The organism is Pseudomonas sp. AF32, from assembly GCF_022342325.2.
GTDB lineage: Bacteria > Pseudomonadota > Gammaproteobacteria > Pseudomonadales > Pseudomonadaceae > Aquipseudomonas > Aquipseudomonas uvaldensis.
Window position 1 is genome coordinate 18,949 of record NZ_RQJK02000020.1, and the last position, 14,837, is coordinate 33,785.

The following is a 14,837-nucleotide window of genomic DNA, read 5'->3' on the forward strand; positions in this document are numbered from 1 at the left end:
TACTCCGGGAGCATGGTTCGCCTTCATTACTCTGGCCAAGCATAGCGCCCAGCTAGAATCATTCGACAAATTGTTGCCAAGTATCTTTTACAGCAGGTCTTTTATCAACAACTCCGCCACCTGCACCGCGTTGAGCGCCGCGCCCTTGCGCACGTTATCCGTGGTCAGCCACAGATTGAGCTCCATCGGATCGTCGATACCGGTGCGCACGCGCCCCACATAAACCACATCCTGCCCCACTGCGTCGCCCACGGGCGTCGGATAATCGCCCGCCTCCACCAGCTCGATGCCGGGTGCGGCTTCCAGGGCGGCACTGACTTTCGCCAGATCGACGGGCGTTGCAGACTGCACGGTCACGCTAAAGCTATCGCCGAAAAACACCGGGGCTTGAATGCAAGTAACGGAAATCTTTAATAAAGCTTGATCCAGCACCTGCCGCAACTCGCGCACCAGACGCTTTTCCAGCGGTGTATGGCCCTGCTCGTCCGGCGTACCCACCTGGGCCAGCAGATTGAATGCCATCTGCCGGTCGAAGAACTTCGGTTCCAGCGGGCGGGCGTTGAGCAGCTCGGCCGTCTGGCGCGCCAACTCACTGACCGCGACACGCCCCTGGGCGGAAACGGCGAGATTGGCGGTCAGGCTGATGCGCTGCAGATCCAGGCAGTCACGCAACGGCGCCAACGCGACCGCCAGCGCCGTGGCCGATGCGCTGGGGCTGCTCACCTGAAACGGCTTGCCCAGCCCCGCCAGCACGTGGGCGTTGGCCTCGGGCACGATCTGCGGCGCCTGCTCCGGTGGCAAGGCGCCCGACAAATCGATCAAGGCGCAACCGGCGGCGGTGGCACGGGGAGCGAAGCTCAGAGTCACCGCCGGTCCGGCGGCGAAAAACGCCAGTTGGACTTTGCTGAAGTCGAACTCATCGACTTCCCGCACCCGCACGTTTTTACCGCGAAACGCCACCGAACTGCCCGCCGACTCACTGCTGGCCAGCAGGTGCAGGTTGGCGACGGGAAAGTCGCGCTCTTCGAGAATCTGGACAAGGGTTTCGCCGACAGTACCGGTGGCGCCGATCACGGCAATTTCGAAGGACTGGCTCATGGGTCTACCTCAGGCAAAACGGGGGAGCGGCACTTTACCGGGTGGCAGGCGGTCAGGCAATTGACCGGGGATTTTGTGGTGGATGGATCGGCGCTATCGCGAGCAGGCTCGCTCCCACAGTTTTTTGTGCACGCCGCAATTCCAATGTGGGAGCGAGCCTGCTCGCGATGAGGCAAGCAAAACCAACACAATATCCATAAAAAAACCCGCACCTCTCACAAGGCACGGGTTCTTTCACTACAGTAACCGATCAACGCTCGAGCAGGATCCGCAGCATGCGGCGCAGCGGTTCGGCCGCACCCCACAGCAGTTGGTCGCCGACGGTGAAAGCACCGACGAATTGCGAACCCATGTTCAGTTTGCGCAAACGGCCCACCGGCACGTTCAGGGTGCCGGTGACCTTGGTCGGGCTCAGCTCCTGCATACTGGTTTCACGGTTGTTCGGCACCAGTTTCACCCAAGGGTTGTGCTGGCTGATCAGCCCTTCGATGTCGGCGATCGGCACGTCCTTGTTCAGCTTGATGGTCAGCGCCTGACTGTGGCAGCGCATGGCGCCGATGCGCACGCAGATGCCGTCCACCGGGATCGGGCTCTTGAAGCGACCCAGGATCTTGTTGGTTTCGGCCTGGGCCTTCCACTCTTCACGGCTCTGGCCGTTTGGCAGTTCCTTGTCGATCCACGGGATCAGGCTGCCGGCCAGCGGCACGCCGAAGTTTTCGGTCGGGTACGCATCGCTGCGCATTGCCTCGGCCACCTTACGGTCGATGTCCAGGATGGCGCTGGCCGGATTGGCCAGGTCGTCGGCGACGGCTGCGTGGGTCGCGCCCATCTGCTTGATCAGTTCACGCATGTTCTGCGCGCCGGCGCCCGAGGCCGCCTGGTAGGTCATGGCGCTCATCCACTCCACCAGGCCGGCTTCGAACAGTCCGCCCAGGCCCATCAGCATCAGGCTGACGGTGCAGTTGCCGCCGATGTAGTTCTTGGTGCCCGCGTCCAGTTGCTGGTCGATGACCTTGCGGTTCACCGGGTCGAGGATGATCACCGCGTCGTCCTTCATGCGCAGGCTCGAAGCAGCGTCGATCCAGTAACCCTGCCAGCCGGCTTCGCGCAGCTTTGGGAAGACTTCGCTGGTGTAGTCGCCACCCTGGCACGTCAGGATCACGTCGAGGGTCTTGAGCTCTTCAATGCTGTAGGCATCCTTGAGCGCACCGGTGTCCTTGCCCACGGAAGGGCCCTGTCCACCGACATTGGAAGTGGTGAAAAACACCGGCTCGATGAGATCGAAATCCTGCTCTTCCAGCATTCGCTGCATGAGCACGGAACCGACCATGCCGCGCCAACCGATCAGACCTACACGTTTCATCGCAACTACACCTTTACAAAAGTGGGCCACCGTCCAGGCAGTGGACCCGAGAGATTACAGATTCCGCAGCGCGGCGACTACTGCGTCGCCCATTTGCTGGGTACCGACTTTGGTACAACCGGTCGACCAGATGTCACCGGTGCGCAACCCTTGGTCCAACACCACGCTGACGGCTTTCTCGATGGCATCGGCGGCGGCGTTGAGATTGAAGCTGTAGCGCAGCATCATCGACACCGACAGGATGGTCGCCAGTGGGTTGGCAATGCCCTGCCCCGCGATGTCCGGCGCCGAGCCGTGGCACGGCTCGTACATGCCTTTGTTGTTGGCGTCCAGGGAGGCCGACGGCAGCATGCCGATGGAACCCGTGAGCATCGACGCTTCGTCGGACAGAATGTCGCCGAACATGTTGTCGGTGACAATCACATCGAACTGCTTCGGCGCACGGACCAGTTGCATGGCCGCGTTGTCGACATACATGTGGCTCAGTTCGACGTCCGGGTAATCCTTGGCCACCTGCTCGACCACTTCGCGCCACAATTGGCTGGACGCCAGTACGTTGGCCTTGTCCACCGAGCACAGTTTCTTGCCCCGCACGCGGGCCATGTCGAAACCGACCCGGGCGATACGGCGGATTTCACTCTCGCTGTACGGCAGGGTGTCGTAGGCCTGACGCTCGCCATTATCCAGCTCACGGGTGCCACGCGGGGCGCCGAAGTAGATACCGCCGGTCAGTTCACGGACGATGAGGATGTCCAGGCCCGAGACGATTTCCGGCTTCAGGCTCGACGCATCGGCCAGTTGCGGGTAAAGGATCGCCGGACGCAGGTTGCCGAACAGGCCCAGTTGCGCACGGATTTTCAGCAGGCCGCGCTCGGGGCGGATGTCGCGCTCGATCTTGTCCCATTTCGGACCGCCCACGGCGCCCAGCAGCACGGCGTCGGCGGCACGGGCACGATCGAGGGTCTCGTCGGCCAGGGGCACGCCGTGCTTGTCGATGGCCGCGCCACCGATCACGTCGTGGCTGAGCTCGAAGCCCAGGCCGTACTTGTCGTTCGCCAGCTCCAGGACCTTGACCGCTTCGGCCATGATTTCCGGACCAATGCCGTCGCCTGGGAGAATCAGAATCTGCTTGCTCATGTATTCCTCATTTGCTCTGTCGACGCGCCCCAGGCTTTGCAACCTGGGACTGGCCGGGGAAAAGTCTATCGCTCGGCCCACAGCACCAGTACATCTGTACTGAACGAACCATCGGCCTCAATCTCAAAATATTCACGCACTTCATCGCCCATCGAGCGTTGCAGCTCGAGGATCGCGGCGCGCATCACCTCGGGCGTGCGCATGCGCTCGACCCAGGAGCGGTACTCCAGACGCAGGCGCTGGCGCAATGTGCTGCGGGTATGCAACCCCGCCTCGCTGACCTGGCGCAGCCATTCGCCAGCCGAATAGTCGCGCACATGGCTGGTGTCGCGCAGCACTTCGACACTTTGCAGATAGGTGTCCAGCAATGGCGCACCCGGCGAAAGCACGTCGATGAATGCCGCCACCCCACCCGGCTTGAGCACCCGGCGCACTTCCCGCAGGGCCAGGCCCAAATCAGTCCAATGATGCGCCGAATAACGGCTGAACACGAAATCGAACTCGCCATCGGCGAACGGCAGGTATTCGGCGGCGCCGCGCACCGTGCCGATATTGCCCAGGCCCCGATCCGCTGCCGCCGCGGCCACCACATCCAGCATTTGCTGGGACAGGTCGTAGGCCACCACTTCAGCGGCCAATGGCGCCACATGGAAACTCACATGGCCGGCGCCGCAACCCAAGTCCAGCACACGGGCACCGGCATGACCGGCCAGCTCAGCCTGTAGCAACGCGAACTCGGCACCCTGGGCGTGCACGGCACTGCTCAGGTAGGCCGCGGCCTGTTCACCGAATTGCTTTTGTACAACTTGACTGTGGGCGGTGCTGGTCATGGGGTTTCCTTTTTGGGGTGTGGCCTTGTTGTGTCAGTACTGCCGCCTTCGCGAGCAAGCCCGCTCCCACATCGGCTCAGCGGTGCTCACAAAACCCAGTGGGAGCGGGCTTGCTCGCGAAGAGGCCGGCACTGCTCACCCCCGTCTCAAGTCAATCAAGCATCACGAAACAACCAAGGCTGGCTCGCCCGATGCCTGGCCTCAAACGCCGCAATCGCGTCGCTGTCCTGCAAGGTCAGGCCAATATCGTCCAACCCATTGAGCAGGCAATGCTTGCGGAACGCATCGATCTCGAAACTCAACACCTTGCCGTCGGGACGGGTGACGGTCTGGGCCTGAAGATCGATCTGCAGTTGATAGCCCGGATTGGCCTCGACCTGCTGGAACAACTCGTCCACTTCAGCGTCGCTGAGGATGATTGGCAACAAGCCGTTCTTGAAGCTGTTGTTGAAGAAGATATCGGCATAGCTCGGCGCGATGATGCTGCGAAAACCGTACTCTTCCAGCGCCCATGGCGCGTGTTCGCGGCTCGAACCGCAACCGAAGTTCTCGCGGGCGAGCAACATGCTGGCGCCCTGGTAGCGCTCGGCGTTGAGGACGAAGTCCTTGTTCAGCGGGCGCTTGGAGTTGTCCTGGTACGGCTGGCCCACGTCGAGGTAACGCCACTCGTCGAACAGGTTCGGGCCGAAGCCGGTGCGCTTGATGGACTTCAAGAACTGCTTGGGAATGATCTGGTCGGTGTCGACATTGGCACGATCCAGAGGCGCAACAAGACCAGTGTGCTGGGTAAAAGCTTTCATGCTGCGCTCCTTCAGATCAATTCACGAACGTCGACGAAACGGCCGTTGACGGCGGCAGCCGCGGCCATGGCCGGGCTGACCAGGTGCGTACGGCCACCGGCGCCTTGACGCCCCTCGAAGTTACGGTTGGAGGTGGACGCACAATGTTCGCCCGACTCCAGGCGATCCGGGTTCATCGCCAGGCACATCGAGCAGCCCGGCTCGCGCCATTCGAAACCGGCTTCGAGGAAGATCTTGTCCAGCCCTTCCGCTTCCGCCTGGGCTTTCACCAGGCCTGAGCCCGGCACCACGATGGCCTGCTTGATGGTCGAGGCCACCTTGCGCCCCTTGGCAATCACCGCCGCGGCGCGCAGGTCTTCGATCCGCGAGTTGGTGCAGGAGCCAATGAATACGCGGTCCAGTTGAATGTCGGTGATCGCCTGGTTGGCGCTCAAACCCATGTATTTCAGGGCGCGGACAATAGAGTCGCGCTTGACCAGGTCCATTTCCCTGGCCGGATCCGGGACGTTCTGATCCACCGCCAACACCATCTCCGGAGACGTGCCCCAGCTGACTTGCGGCTTGATCTGCGCGGCGTCGAGCTCGACCACGGTATCGAATGTCGCGTCGGGATCGGACACCAGGTCTTTCCAGGCTTCGACCGCCTTGTCCCATTCGGCGCCTTTCGGGGCGAACGGGCGACCCTTGACGTACTCGATGGTCTTTTCATCGGCCGCCACCAGCCCGACGCGGGCGCCGGCCTCGATGGACATGTTGCAGATGGTCATGCGGCCTTCGACGGACAGGTCGCGGATCGCGCTGCCGGCAAACTCGATGGCATGGCCGTTACCGCCGGCGGTGCCGATTTTGCCGATCACGGCCAGGACGATGTCCTTGGCAGTCACGCCGAATGGCAGCTTGCCCTCGACGCGCACCAGCATGTTCTTCATTTTCTTGGCCACCAGGCACTGGGTGGCGAGCACGTGCTCGACTTCGGAAGTGCCGATGCCATGGGCCAGTGCACCGAATGCGCCGTGGGTGGAGGTGTGGGAATCGCCACAGACCACGGTCATGCCGGGCAAGGTCGCGCCCTGCTCCGGGCCGATCACGTGGACGATGCCCTGGCGCACGTCGTTCATCTTGAATTCGACGATGCCGTATTCGTCACAGTTGTCATCGAGGGTCTGGACTTGCAGGCGCGAAACCTGATCGACGATGGCTTCGATGCCGCCCTTGCGCTCCGGCGTGGTCGGGACGTTGTGGTCCGGGGTCGCGATGTTGGCGTCGATGCGCCACGGCTTGCGCCCGGCCAGGCGCAGGCCTTCGAAGGCCTGCGGCGACGTCACTTCGTGGATGATGTGACGATCGATATAGATCAGCGCCGAGCCATCGTCGCGCTGCTTGACCAAATGCGAGTCCCAGAGCTTGTCGTAGAGCGTTTTGCCGGCCATCAGACGGTTTCCTCATCAGCTTGTTTCTATGCCCCGGGCCTTGAACGAAATCAATAACCCTCTGGCTTGTGAGGCTGATGTTATGAGGCTACATTAAATAACTCAAATTCATATTTTTCATACTTTGCATAACCCACAGGAATTCGATCGAGACGGCCATGGACCTTGCGAACCTCAACGCCTTCATCGCCATTGCCGAGACGGGCAGTTTCTCGGGCGCCGGTGAACGCCTTCATCTGACCCAACCGGCGATCAGCAAGCGGATTGCGGGCCTGGAACAGCAGCTCAACGTACGTTTGTTCGACCGGTTGGGCCGCGAGATAGGCCTGACCGAGGCCGGCCGGGCGCTGCTGCCACGGGCCTATCAGATTCTCAACGTACTGGACGACACCCGCCGTGCCCTGACCAACCTGACCGGCGAAGTCACCGGCCGGCTGACGCTCGCCACCAGCCATCACATCGGCCTGCATCGCCTGCCGCCTCTGCTGCGCGAATTCACCCGTCGTTACCCGCAGGTGGCGCTGGATATCCAGTTTCTGGATTCGGAAGTGGCCTACGAAGAAATCCTTCATGGCCGGGCAGAACTGGCGGTCATCACCCTCGCTCCCGAGCCGCACGCCCTGATGCGCGCCATGCCGGTGTGGGACGACCCCCTGGACTTCGTGGTGGCGCCGGAGCATGCGTTACTGGAGAACCCCGCCGTGAGCCTGGCGGACATCGCGCTGCACCCGGCGGTATTTCCCGGTGGCAACACCTTTACCCATCACATCGTCCAGCGCCTGTTCGAGGCCCAGGGCCTGACGCCAAACATCGCCATGAGCACGAATTATCTGGAAACCATAAAAATGATGGTTTCCATCGGCCTCGCGTGGAGCGTCCTGCCACGCACTATGCTTGACGATCAGGTAGCGCGCATTCCTTTGCCAGGCATACAGCTCAGTCGCCAGCTAGGCTATATCCTGCACACCGAACGGACGCTGTCGAACGCTGCTCGGGCTTTCATGGCCCTACTGGACGCACAAATCGATCTGCCAGGGACCCAGGCATAGGTTGTGCTACTCCTCTGGTGCCGAATGCCTGTGCTTAACGCCCAACTGCCCAAGGCTCGCTAGATAATGCCCAACCCTGCCGACCATATCCCGCCCTTGCCACGCATCCAGGCGCTTGACCCCAAGCGGTCCGAGCAAAGCTGGGACAGCGCACCGCAGCTGCTGGCCGCCCTGAACGGCGCGCACCTGGGGGCGTGGTCTTGGGATATCGAGACCGGGAAGATCAGTTGGTCCCGGGGTACCCAGGCGCTGTTCGGCTTCGATCCGCGCCACCCGCTGCCGACGGACGTGGATTACCTCGACCTGTTGCTGCCCGAAGACCGGGCCAAGGCGATCCGGGCGTTCCACGCGGCCGTGGCCGGCGCGCCCTTGGAACAGGCCATGCACCACCGCATCGTCTGGCCCGATGGCAGCCTGCACTGGCTGGAGATCAGTGGCAGCGTATTGCCCGACAAGCACGGCCGTCCGCGCATGATCGGCGTGATCCGCGAAATCACCCACCAGCGCGAGCGCGAACAAGCCCTGCGCAGCTCGGAAAAACGTTTCGCCACGCTCTTTCATCTCTGCCCGAACATGGTATTGCTGACCCGCCAGGAAGACGGCCTGATCAGCGAAGCCAACCAGTATTTCGAAAGCCTGTTCGGCTGGCCGGTGCATGATGTGATCGGTCGGACCACTCTGGAACTGGGCTTGTGGGTCGATCCCAGCCAGCGAGCCAGACTGGTGGAAGCGACCAAGGCCAAGGGTGAGCTGGTCAGCATGGAAGTGGAGTTCCGGGCCAGCAACGGCCAGATCCACAACGGCATACTCAGTGCGCAGAAAGTCGAGCTCGAAGGCCAGCCCTACCTCTTGAGCACCTTCCTTGACACCACCGAACGCAAACTGGCCGAACAGGCGCTCAAGGACAGCCAGGAACGCCTGGACCTGGCGCTCGATTCGGCACAGCTGGGTACCTGGGACTGGCACATTCCCAGCGGCATGCTCTACGGCTCGGCCCGGGCCGCCCAGCTGCATGGCCTGGAGCCCAAGCCCTTCCATGAATCCTTCGACGCGTTTTTCGAAGGCGTGCCGGACAATGAACGCGCCAACATGCGCAACGCCTACCGCAGCCTGCGCGAGGGCCCGGCTGGCAACTACCAGTTGACCTACCGCGTACAACTACCGGATGGCAGCTCCCGCTACCTGGAAAGCCGCGCCCGCCTCTACCGCAACGAAGACGGCAGCCCCCTGCGCATGGCCGGGACCCTGCTGGACATTACCGACCAGGTGGAGCGTGAACAGAGCCTGGCGGCGTCGGAAGAAAAATTCGCCACACTGTTCCAGGTGAGCCCCGACCCGATCTGTGTCACTCACCATGACAGCGGCCGGTTCCTGGAGATCAACTCCAGCTTCACCCAGACCTTCGGCTGGGTCGCCAGTGAAGTCATTGGCCGCACCGCCGACGAAATTGGTCTATGGGATGCCTCGGGCAGCAGCCTGCAACGCATCGAACGAGTGATCCGCGAACAGTCGCTGAACAACGTCGCTATTGTCGTGCACCATAAATCCGGCCATCCGTTGACCTGCGTGATCTCCAGCCGGCAGATCAATGTCGGCAACCAGCCCTGCATCGTCACCACCCTGCGGGACATCACCCAGCAGCAACGCTCCGAAGCGGCCCTGAAGGCCAGTGAGGAGAAATTCGCCAAGGCGTTCCACTCCAGCCCCGACGCCATCACCATCACCGAACGCGACAGCGGCCGCTACCTTGAGGTCAACGATGGTTTCTGTCGCCTGACCGGCTACCGTGCCGACGAAGTGATCGGCCATACGGTGTATGAGGTGGGTATCTGGGCGGAAACCAAGCAACGCACGGCATTGTTGGCCGAACTGCAGCTCAAGGGTCGCGTCCATCATCTGGAAATGCTCGGGCGCAACAAACGCGGCGAGATGCTCACCGTGGAAGTTTCGGTCGAGCCCATCACGCTTAATGAAACGGCTTGCCTGTTACTGACGGCCCGCGACGTGAGCCTGTTGCGCAACGCCGAAGCACAGATCCGCCACCTGGCCTATCATGACCCGCTGACCAACCTGCCCAACCGCGCCCTGCTGATGGACCGGCTGAGCCAGCAGATCGCCCTGCTCAAACGCCATGATCTGCGGGGCGCGCTGCTGTTCCTGGACCTGGACCATTTCAAGCATATCAACGACTCCCTTGGTCACCCGGTGGGCGACACGGTATTGAAAATCATCACCGCCCGCCTTGAAGCCAGCGTGCGCCAGGAAGACACCGTCGCGCGACTGGGTGGCGACGAGTTCGTGGTGCTGCTCAGCGGCCTGGAAGGCACTCGCGCCGAAGTCAGCGAACAGGTACAGAAGCTGGCCGACACCCTGCGCGAATTGCTCTCCGAACCGATGTCCCTCGATGGCCAGCGGCTACAAGTGACACCGAGCATCGGCATGGCGTTGATCCCCGACCATGGCACCACACCCGCCGACCTGCTCAAGCGCGCCGACATCGCGCTCTACCGGGCCAAGGATTCGGGACGCAACACCTCGCAGATGTTCCAGGCCACGATGCAAAAAGCCGCCAGCGAACGGCTGCGCATGGAGACCGACCTGCGTCAGGCCCTGGCCCGTGGCGAGTTCAGCGTGCATTTCCAGCCTCAGGTCGATGCCCGGGACAACCGCATCATCGGGGCCGAAACCCTGGTGCGCTGGCATCACCCGGAACTGGGCGCCCAATCGCCCAACGAGTTCATCAAGGTGCTGGAAGACAGCGGACTGATCCTGGAAGTCGGCACCTGGATCCTCGACGAGGCCTGCGACGGCTTCAGGCAACTGATTGCCAAGGGCAAGGTCGACCCCCGACGCTTCAGCCTGTGCGTGAATATCAGCCCGCGACAGTTCCGCCAGAGCGATTTTGTCGAACGTATTGAAACCAGTCTTGCCACCCACGGCCTGCCCTGCTCCATGCTCAAGCTTGAGATCACCGAAGGCATCGTGATCCAGAACCTGGACGACACCATCGGCAAGATGCGCCGCCTCAAGAAACTGGGGGTGAGCTTTGCCATGGACGACTTTGGCACCGGCTACTCATCGCTGACCTACCTCAAGCGCCTGCCGGTGGACACACTGAAAATCGACCAGTCATTCGTGCGCGATGCCACCAGCGACCCCAACGACGCCGAAATCATCCGCGCCATCGTCGCCATGGCCCGCAGCCTGAATCTGGAAATGATTGCCGAAGGCGTGGAAACCCTGGAACAGTTGCAGTTCCTGCAGGGGCTCGATTGCCATTTGTATCAAGGCTACCTGCACAGCCGGCCGTTGCCGTTGGAAGCGTTCGAGCGGTTGTTGCCATAAGCGATGAGCATGAAAAAGGGCGCCTTCCGGCGCCCTTTTTCAGTGGCGATGCATCAGTTTTGCAACGCGGGTTGTTGCTGCGCACCGTTGATCGGGATGCGCTTGGCTTTCGCCTCTTCCGGAATCACCCGCAACAGGTCGATGCTCAACAGACCGTTGCTCAGGCCGGCGGACTTGATTTCGATATGATCCGCCAACCGGAAGGACAATTTGAACGCACGTTGGGCGATGCCCTGGTGCAGGTAAGTCACGCTGTCGTTGCTGGCCTCGCGCTTGCCGCCGCTGATGGTCAGCACACCTTTTTCCACCTGCAGGTCCAGGTCTTCTTCCCGGAACCCGGCGGCGGCAACCACAATGCGGTATTCGTCATCGCCATGTTTTTCCACGTTGTAAGGTGGATAGCTGCTGCCCGGTTCGTTGCGCAGGGCGGTTTCGAACAGGTCGTTGAAACGGTCGAAGCCCACCGAGGAACGGAACAGAGGGGCCAGCGAGAATGCAGTACTCATGATTCAAATCTCCTGAAAAGTTCAGCAAGGTTTTTTGTCTCCGCGACCCGAATTCGGCATCGCGTACTCCTTATCTAGGGTCCGCCAAATACTTTTCAAGAGCTTTTTTCGAAATTTTTTTCAGGCCGCTTCGGTGCGCTGCACACCCAGCAAATGGCCCACCGCATCCAGGTCGGTTTCCCGTCGTAGCGCGCTGAACAGCGCAACCGCTTCGGGATAATTGCGCGTCAGCATCGCCAGCCATTGCTTCAGCCGACCGGGGGCCTGGCGCGGTGTCAATTGCTCGACCACCTGGCCCCAGAAGTCCTGGAGCATCGGTTGCAGCTCGGCCCAGGACATCTCGATCACTTCCTCACCAGCCCGAGCCGCGGCGATCTGCCGGGCCAGATCGGGACGGGAGACAAGGCCGCGACCGAGCATGATGTCCTCCACGCCACTGATTTCACGGCAACGGCGCCAATCCTCCACGCTCCAGATGTCGCCATTGGCGAACACCGGCACCTTGACCACTTCCTGGACCCGCGGGATCCATTCCCAGTGCGCCGGTGGCTTGTAACCGTCGGTTTTGGTCCGCGCATGCACCACGATATGCGCGGCGCCGCCTTCGGCCAGGGCCGTGGCGCAGACCAGCGCACCGTCCGGGCTATCGAACCCCAGGCGCATCTTGGCGGTGACCGGAATGTGCCTGGGCACCGCTCGACGCACATGCTCGACGATCTCGTTCAACAACTCTGGCTCCTTGAGCAGCACCGCCCCACCCCTGGACTTGTTCACGGTCTTGGCCGGACAACCGAAGTTCAGGTCGATCACTTCCGCGCCCAGCTCACAAGCCAGCACGGCGTTCTCCGCCAGGCACACCGGGTCCGAACCCAGCAGTTGCACCCGCAACGGCACACCGGCAGCGGTCCGCGCATGAGTCAGCAGCTCCGGGGCAAGCTTATGGAAGTAGGCCGGCGTGAGCAGGCGGTCGTTGACGCGGATGAACTCGGTCACGCACCAATCGATACCGCCAACGCGAGTCAGGACGTCCCGCAGGATGTTGTCGACCAACCCCTCCATGGGCGCCAGGGCAATTTGCATGGGAAAACGCACTCAACGAAAAAACGTGGGGCAGTTTACCGGATTTTGCCCAGAGCATCGCATTCGCCATCAGTACCTGTGGGAGCGAGCCTGCTCGCGATAGCGGTGCGTCAGTTGATAGGGATGTCAAATGTGCCGCCGTCATCGCGAGCAGGCTCGCTCCCACAGGGGTTCGGGGTGTCTTCGGAGAGGGTAGTCAATTACAAACCGCTGCTGGTATGGCCGCGCCATAACCCTCAATGAATTCCGGCGGCATGCGCTTGGGCCTGCCGGTGGAGAGTTCGATGCAGACGAAGGTGGTCTGGGCACGCAGCAAGGTGGTGTTGTCGCTGGGGCGAATCAGTTGGAAATGCCGGGTCATCTTCAAGCGCTGGTCCCAATCGACGATCCAGGTTGCCAGTTGCAACTCGTCGCCTTCGTAGGCGGCAGCCAGATAATCGACTTCATGACGCACCACCGCCATGGCCCGGTCCAGTCGCCGGTATTCCGCCAGATCCAGTCCCAGTCGCTGGGAATGACGCCAGGCACAGCGCTCAAGCCAAGTGACATAGACCGCGTTGTTGGCGTGGCCCAGCCCGTCGATATCTTCGGGATTTACCTGAAGATCAATGATGAACGGCGTTGCCCGATCCCAGCCCATGCCCCTCTCCCGGTCGAATGTGATCGAGGCAGTGTACCCGATCCCTGCGAGAGTCGGGCCAGCCTTGCTCGCGCACTCAGGCCGATTGCCGCGCTTGCAGGTTACGCCCGGCCAGCAGTGATAACACGCCTTCGATGACGCGCGGATCGGCCAGCACCCGCTGATGCCCGCCCACCGGTAGCCGCAGCAGGCGGCTGTCGAACCAGGCATCATGGATCAGTTGCGACTCCGTGACCGGAACCGACGTATCATCCTCGGCATGGACGATCAGCCCCGGCACGTCCAATTGATAGTGCGCGACATCCATCTTCGAAGCCGGCATGCCCACATCATTTTCCACCTGGCGAATGAAAGCCGAGCGCGCCTTGGGCGGCAGCCCCATCATCCGGGCGAAACCACGCAACACCCCAAGAATGCGTGCCGGCGCGGCGATACTGACCAACGTCTCGGTGCGCAAGCCCAGCTGGACCGCAAGCATGGCGCTGGCGCCGCCCATGGAATGCCCGATCACTGCCTGCAATGGCGGCAGCTCAGCCGCGGCTTCGAGCATGGCGCGAGCGAACAGCAGAACATTCGCCTCGTGACCGGGAGAGCGGCCATGGGCCGGCCCGTCCAGTGCCACCACCGTATACCCGGCGTCCACCAGCGCGGTGATCAACGCTGCGAATTGCGTGGGCCGCCCTTCCCAACCGTGCATCAGCAAAACAGTCGGCCCCCTGCCCCAGCACAAGGCAGAAAGCCCGAAGCGCAAGGTGACGCGCTCGGAACTCGCCAGCAAGGGCAGTTCCCAGTCCCGTGGCGGCAGATTTCGTGGCCGCATGAACAGCGTCCGCATTTTCTTCGCCACCAGGCGCGGGGCTACCCGGCCAAGCGTGCCATTGACACCGCGAATCCAGCTCAACCTGTCCATCGCTCATCTCCAGGACTGCGTCTGTGCTCAGCGCACCGCCGATTTGGCCGCGCGCAATAAACGATCCGATAAATCTCCCGGCCCCAGCGCCCGCGCCAGGGCCAGTCCGCCGACCATCAAGGCGATATCGGCCAGGGCTTTGTCGGCGTCTTCCGGGCTGGCCGCCAACTGTGCGGTCATCAGCTCGATGTGCTCGTTGAGCACCTCACGGAAAGGGTCCGGCAGCCGCCCGAGCTCACCGATCGACGCGGGGATAGGGCAGGCATTCTCAGTGGAGTCCCGGTGCTTTCGCGACAGATAGAACGCGGCCACCAGGGCACGCCGCTCTTCACCGGTCAGTTCGGCATCCATGTCGGCGATCAAACCGCGACGCCGACTGAGCAATTGCTTGAACGCCTCCAGCATCAAGGCGTCCTTGCTTTCAAAATGGGCATAGAAGCCGCCGACCGTCAGCCCGGCCGCGCCCATCACCTCGCCCACGCTCGGCTCGGCCGGGCCACGCTGAATCAGCGCGTCGCTGGCGGCCTTGATAATGCGTTCACGGGTCTGTGCTTTTTTATCGCTCATCGCTGCCTCCAAATATTACGACTGAAATATTATTCGCATAATAAATTTCTGCAAGCGAAATCACGGACCGCTCGTCAGAAGC

13 protein-coding genes are annotated in these 14,837 nt (G+C 62.0%); 2 read left to right on the forward strand and 11 right to left on the reverse strand.

Annotated features, from left to right (window positions below; all coding sequences use genetic code 11):
- Window positions 1-87: 87 nt before the first annotated feature.
- The 6 genes from EGM97_RS18795 to leuC all read right to left on the reverse strand — a co-directional run bounded on the left by EGM97_RS18795 (window position 88) and on the right by leuC (window position 6,658).
- Window positions 88-1,098, reverse strand: coding sequence for an aspartate-semialdehyde dehydrogenase (locus tag EGM97_RS18795; RefSeq protein ID WP_238965544.1), 1,011 nt, complete (start codon window positions 1,096-1,098; stop codon window positions 88-90).
- A 250-nt stretch (window positions 1,099-1,348) separates the two neighbouring features.
- Window positions 1,349-2,461, reverse strand: coding sequence for an aspartate-semialdehyde dehydrogenase (asd, locus tag EGM97_RS18800; RefSeq protein WP_053154747.1), 1,113 nt, complete (start codon window positions 2,459-2,461; stop codon window positions 1,349-1,351).
- 54 nt (window positions 2,462-2,515) lie between these two features.
- Window positions 2,516-3,598, reverse strand: coding sequence for a 3-isopropylmalate dehydrogenase (gene leuB / locus EGM97_RS18805; protein WP_238965545.1), 1,083 nt, complete (start codon window positions 3,596-3,598; stop codon window positions 2,516-2,518).
- Between the two features lie 65 nt (window positions 3,599-3,663).
- Entirely contained in the window at window positions 3,664-4,428 is a 765-nt protein-coding gene (locus EGM97_RS18810) for a class I SAM-dependent methyltransferase (RefSeq protein WP_238965546.1), read from the reverse strand.
- Window positions 4,429-4,583: 155 nt separating this feature from the next.
- Entirely contained in the window at window positions 4,584-5,228 is a 645-nt protein-coding gene (gene leuD, locus EGM97_RS18815; protein WP_238965547.1) for a 3-isopropylmalate dehydratase small subunit, read from the reverse strand.
- A gap of 11 nt (window positions 5,229-5,239) precedes the next feature.
- Window positions 5,240-6,658: a 3-isopropylmalate dehydratase large subunit gene (gene leuC / locus EGM97_RS18820; protein ID WP_238965548.1), complete on the reverse strand. Its 1,419-nt coding sequence runs from the start codon at window positions 6,656-6,658 to the stop codon at window positions 5,240-5,242.
- 158 nt (window positions 6,659-6,816) lie between these two features.
- Between leuC and EGM97_RS18825 the strand changes: the two genes are divergently transcribed.
- Both EGM97_RS18825 and EGM97_RS18830 read left to right on the forward strand, forming a co-directional pair.
- On the forward strand, window positions 6,817-7,707 hold the full coding sequence (locus tag EGM97_RS18825) for a LysR family transcriptional regulator (protein ID WP_238965549.1): 891 nt from the start codon (window positions 6,817-6,819) through the stop codon (window positions 7,705-7,707).
- 66 nt (window positions 7,708-7,773) lie between these two features.
- Window positions 7,774-11,052, forward strand: coding sequence for an EAL domain-containing protein (locus EGM97_RS18830; RefSeq protein ID WP_238965550.1), 3,279 nt, complete (start codon window positions 7,774-7,776; stop codon window positions 11,050-11,052).
- A 53-nt stretch (window positions 11,053-11,105) separates the two neighbouring features.
- Here EGM97_RS18830 and EGM97_RS18835 read toward each other — a convergent pair whose 3' ends face one another.
- The 5 genes from EGM97_RS18835 to EGM97_RS18855 all read right to left on the reverse strand — a co-directional run bounded on the left by EGM97_RS18835 (window position 11,106) and on the right by EGM97_RS18855 (window position 14,755).
- The gene (locus EGM97_RS18835; protein ID WP_053154767.1) at window positions 11,106-11,558 is read right to left on the reverse strand and encodes an Hsp20 family protein; all 453 of its coding nucleotides are present in this window, start codon (window positions 11,556-11,558) and stop codon (window positions 11,106-11,108) included.
- A gap of 120 nt (window positions 11,559-11,678) precedes the next feature.
- On the reverse strand, window positions 11,679-12,638 hold the full coding sequence (locus tag EGM97_RS18840; RefSeq protein WP_238965551.1) for a tRNA dihydrouridine synthase: 960 nt from the start codon (window positions 12,636-12,638) through the stop codon (window positions 11,679-11,681).
- Between the two features lie 196 nt (window positions 12,639-12,834).
- A complete protein-coding gene (locus tag EGM97_RS18845) occupies window positions 12,835-13,278 on the reverse strand; it encodes an acyl-CoA thioesterase (protein ID WP_238965552.1) in 444 nt (147 codons plus the stop codon).
- A 76-nt stretch (window positions 13,279-13,354) separates the two neighbouring features.
- Window positions 13,355-14,188, reverse strand: a complete 834-nt coding sequence (locus EGM97_RS18850) for an alpha/beta fold hydrolase (RefSeq protein ID WP_238965553.1) — start codon at window positions 14,186-14,188, stop codon at window positions 13,355-13,357.
- A gap of 27 nt (window positions 14,189-14,215) precedes the next feature.
- A complete protein-coding gene (locus EGM97_RS18855; protein WP_232777871.1) occupies window positions 14,216-14,755 on the reverse strand; it encodes a TetR/AcrR family transcriptional regulator in 540 nt (179 codons plus the stop codon).
- Between the last annotated feature and the right edge of the window lie 82 nt (window positions 14,756-14,837).

Bases quoted from the DNA above. Each gene is read 5' to 3' on its own strand.
- EGM97_RS18855 (WP_232777871.1), bottom strand. From the start codon at position 14,755: ATGAGCGATAAAAAAGCACAGACCCGTGAACGCATTATCAAGGCCGCC.
- EGM97_RS18810 (WP_238965546.1), bottom strand. From the start codon at position 4,428: ATGACCAGCACCGCCCACAGTCAAGTTGTACAAAAGCAATTCGGTGAA.
- EGM97_RS18840 (WP_238965551.1), bottom strand. From the start codon at position 12,638: ATGCAAATTGCCCTGGCGCCCATGGAGGGGTTGGTCGACAACATCCTG.
- EGM97_RS18845 (WP_238965552.1), bottom strand. From the start codon at position 13,278: ATGGGCTGGGATCGGGCAACGCCGTTCATCATTGATCTTCAGGTAAAT.
- leuB (WP_238965545.1), bottom strand. From the start codon at position 3,598: ATGAGCAAGCAGATTCTGATTCTCCCAGGCGACGGCATTGGTCCGGAA.
- leuD (WP_238965547.1), bottom strand. From the start codon at position 5,228: ATGAAAGCTTTTACCCAGCACACTGGTCTTGTTGCGCCTCTGGATCGT.
- asd (WP_053154747.1), bottom strand. From the start codon at position 2,461: ATGAAACGTGTAGGTCTGATCGGTTGGCGCGGCATGGTCGGTTCCGTG.
- EGM97_RS18850 (WP_238965553.1), bottom strand. From the start codon at position 14,188: ATGGACAGGTTGAGCTGGATTCGCGGTGTCAATGGCACGCTTGGCCGG.
- leuC (WP_238965548.1), bottom strand. From the start codon at position 6,658: ATGGCCGGCAAAACGCTCTACGACAAGCTCTGGGACTCGCATTTGGTC.
- EGM97_RS18830 (WP_238965550.1), top strand. From the start codon at position 7,774: ATGCCCAACCCTGCCGACCATATCCCGCCCTTGCCACGCATCCAGGCG.
- EGM97_RS18825 (WP_238965549.1), top strand. From the start codon at position 6,817: ATGGACCTTGCGAACCTCAACGCCTTCATCGCCATTGCCGAGACGGGC.
- EGM97_RS18795 (WP_238965544.1), bottom strand. From the start codon at position 1,098: ATGAGCCAGTCCTTCGAAATTGCCGTGATCGGCGCCACCGGTACTGTC.
- EGM97_RS18835 (WP_053154767.1), bottom strand. From the start codon at position 11,558: ATGAGTACTGCATTCTCGCTGGCCCCTCTGTTCCGTTCCTCGGTGGGC.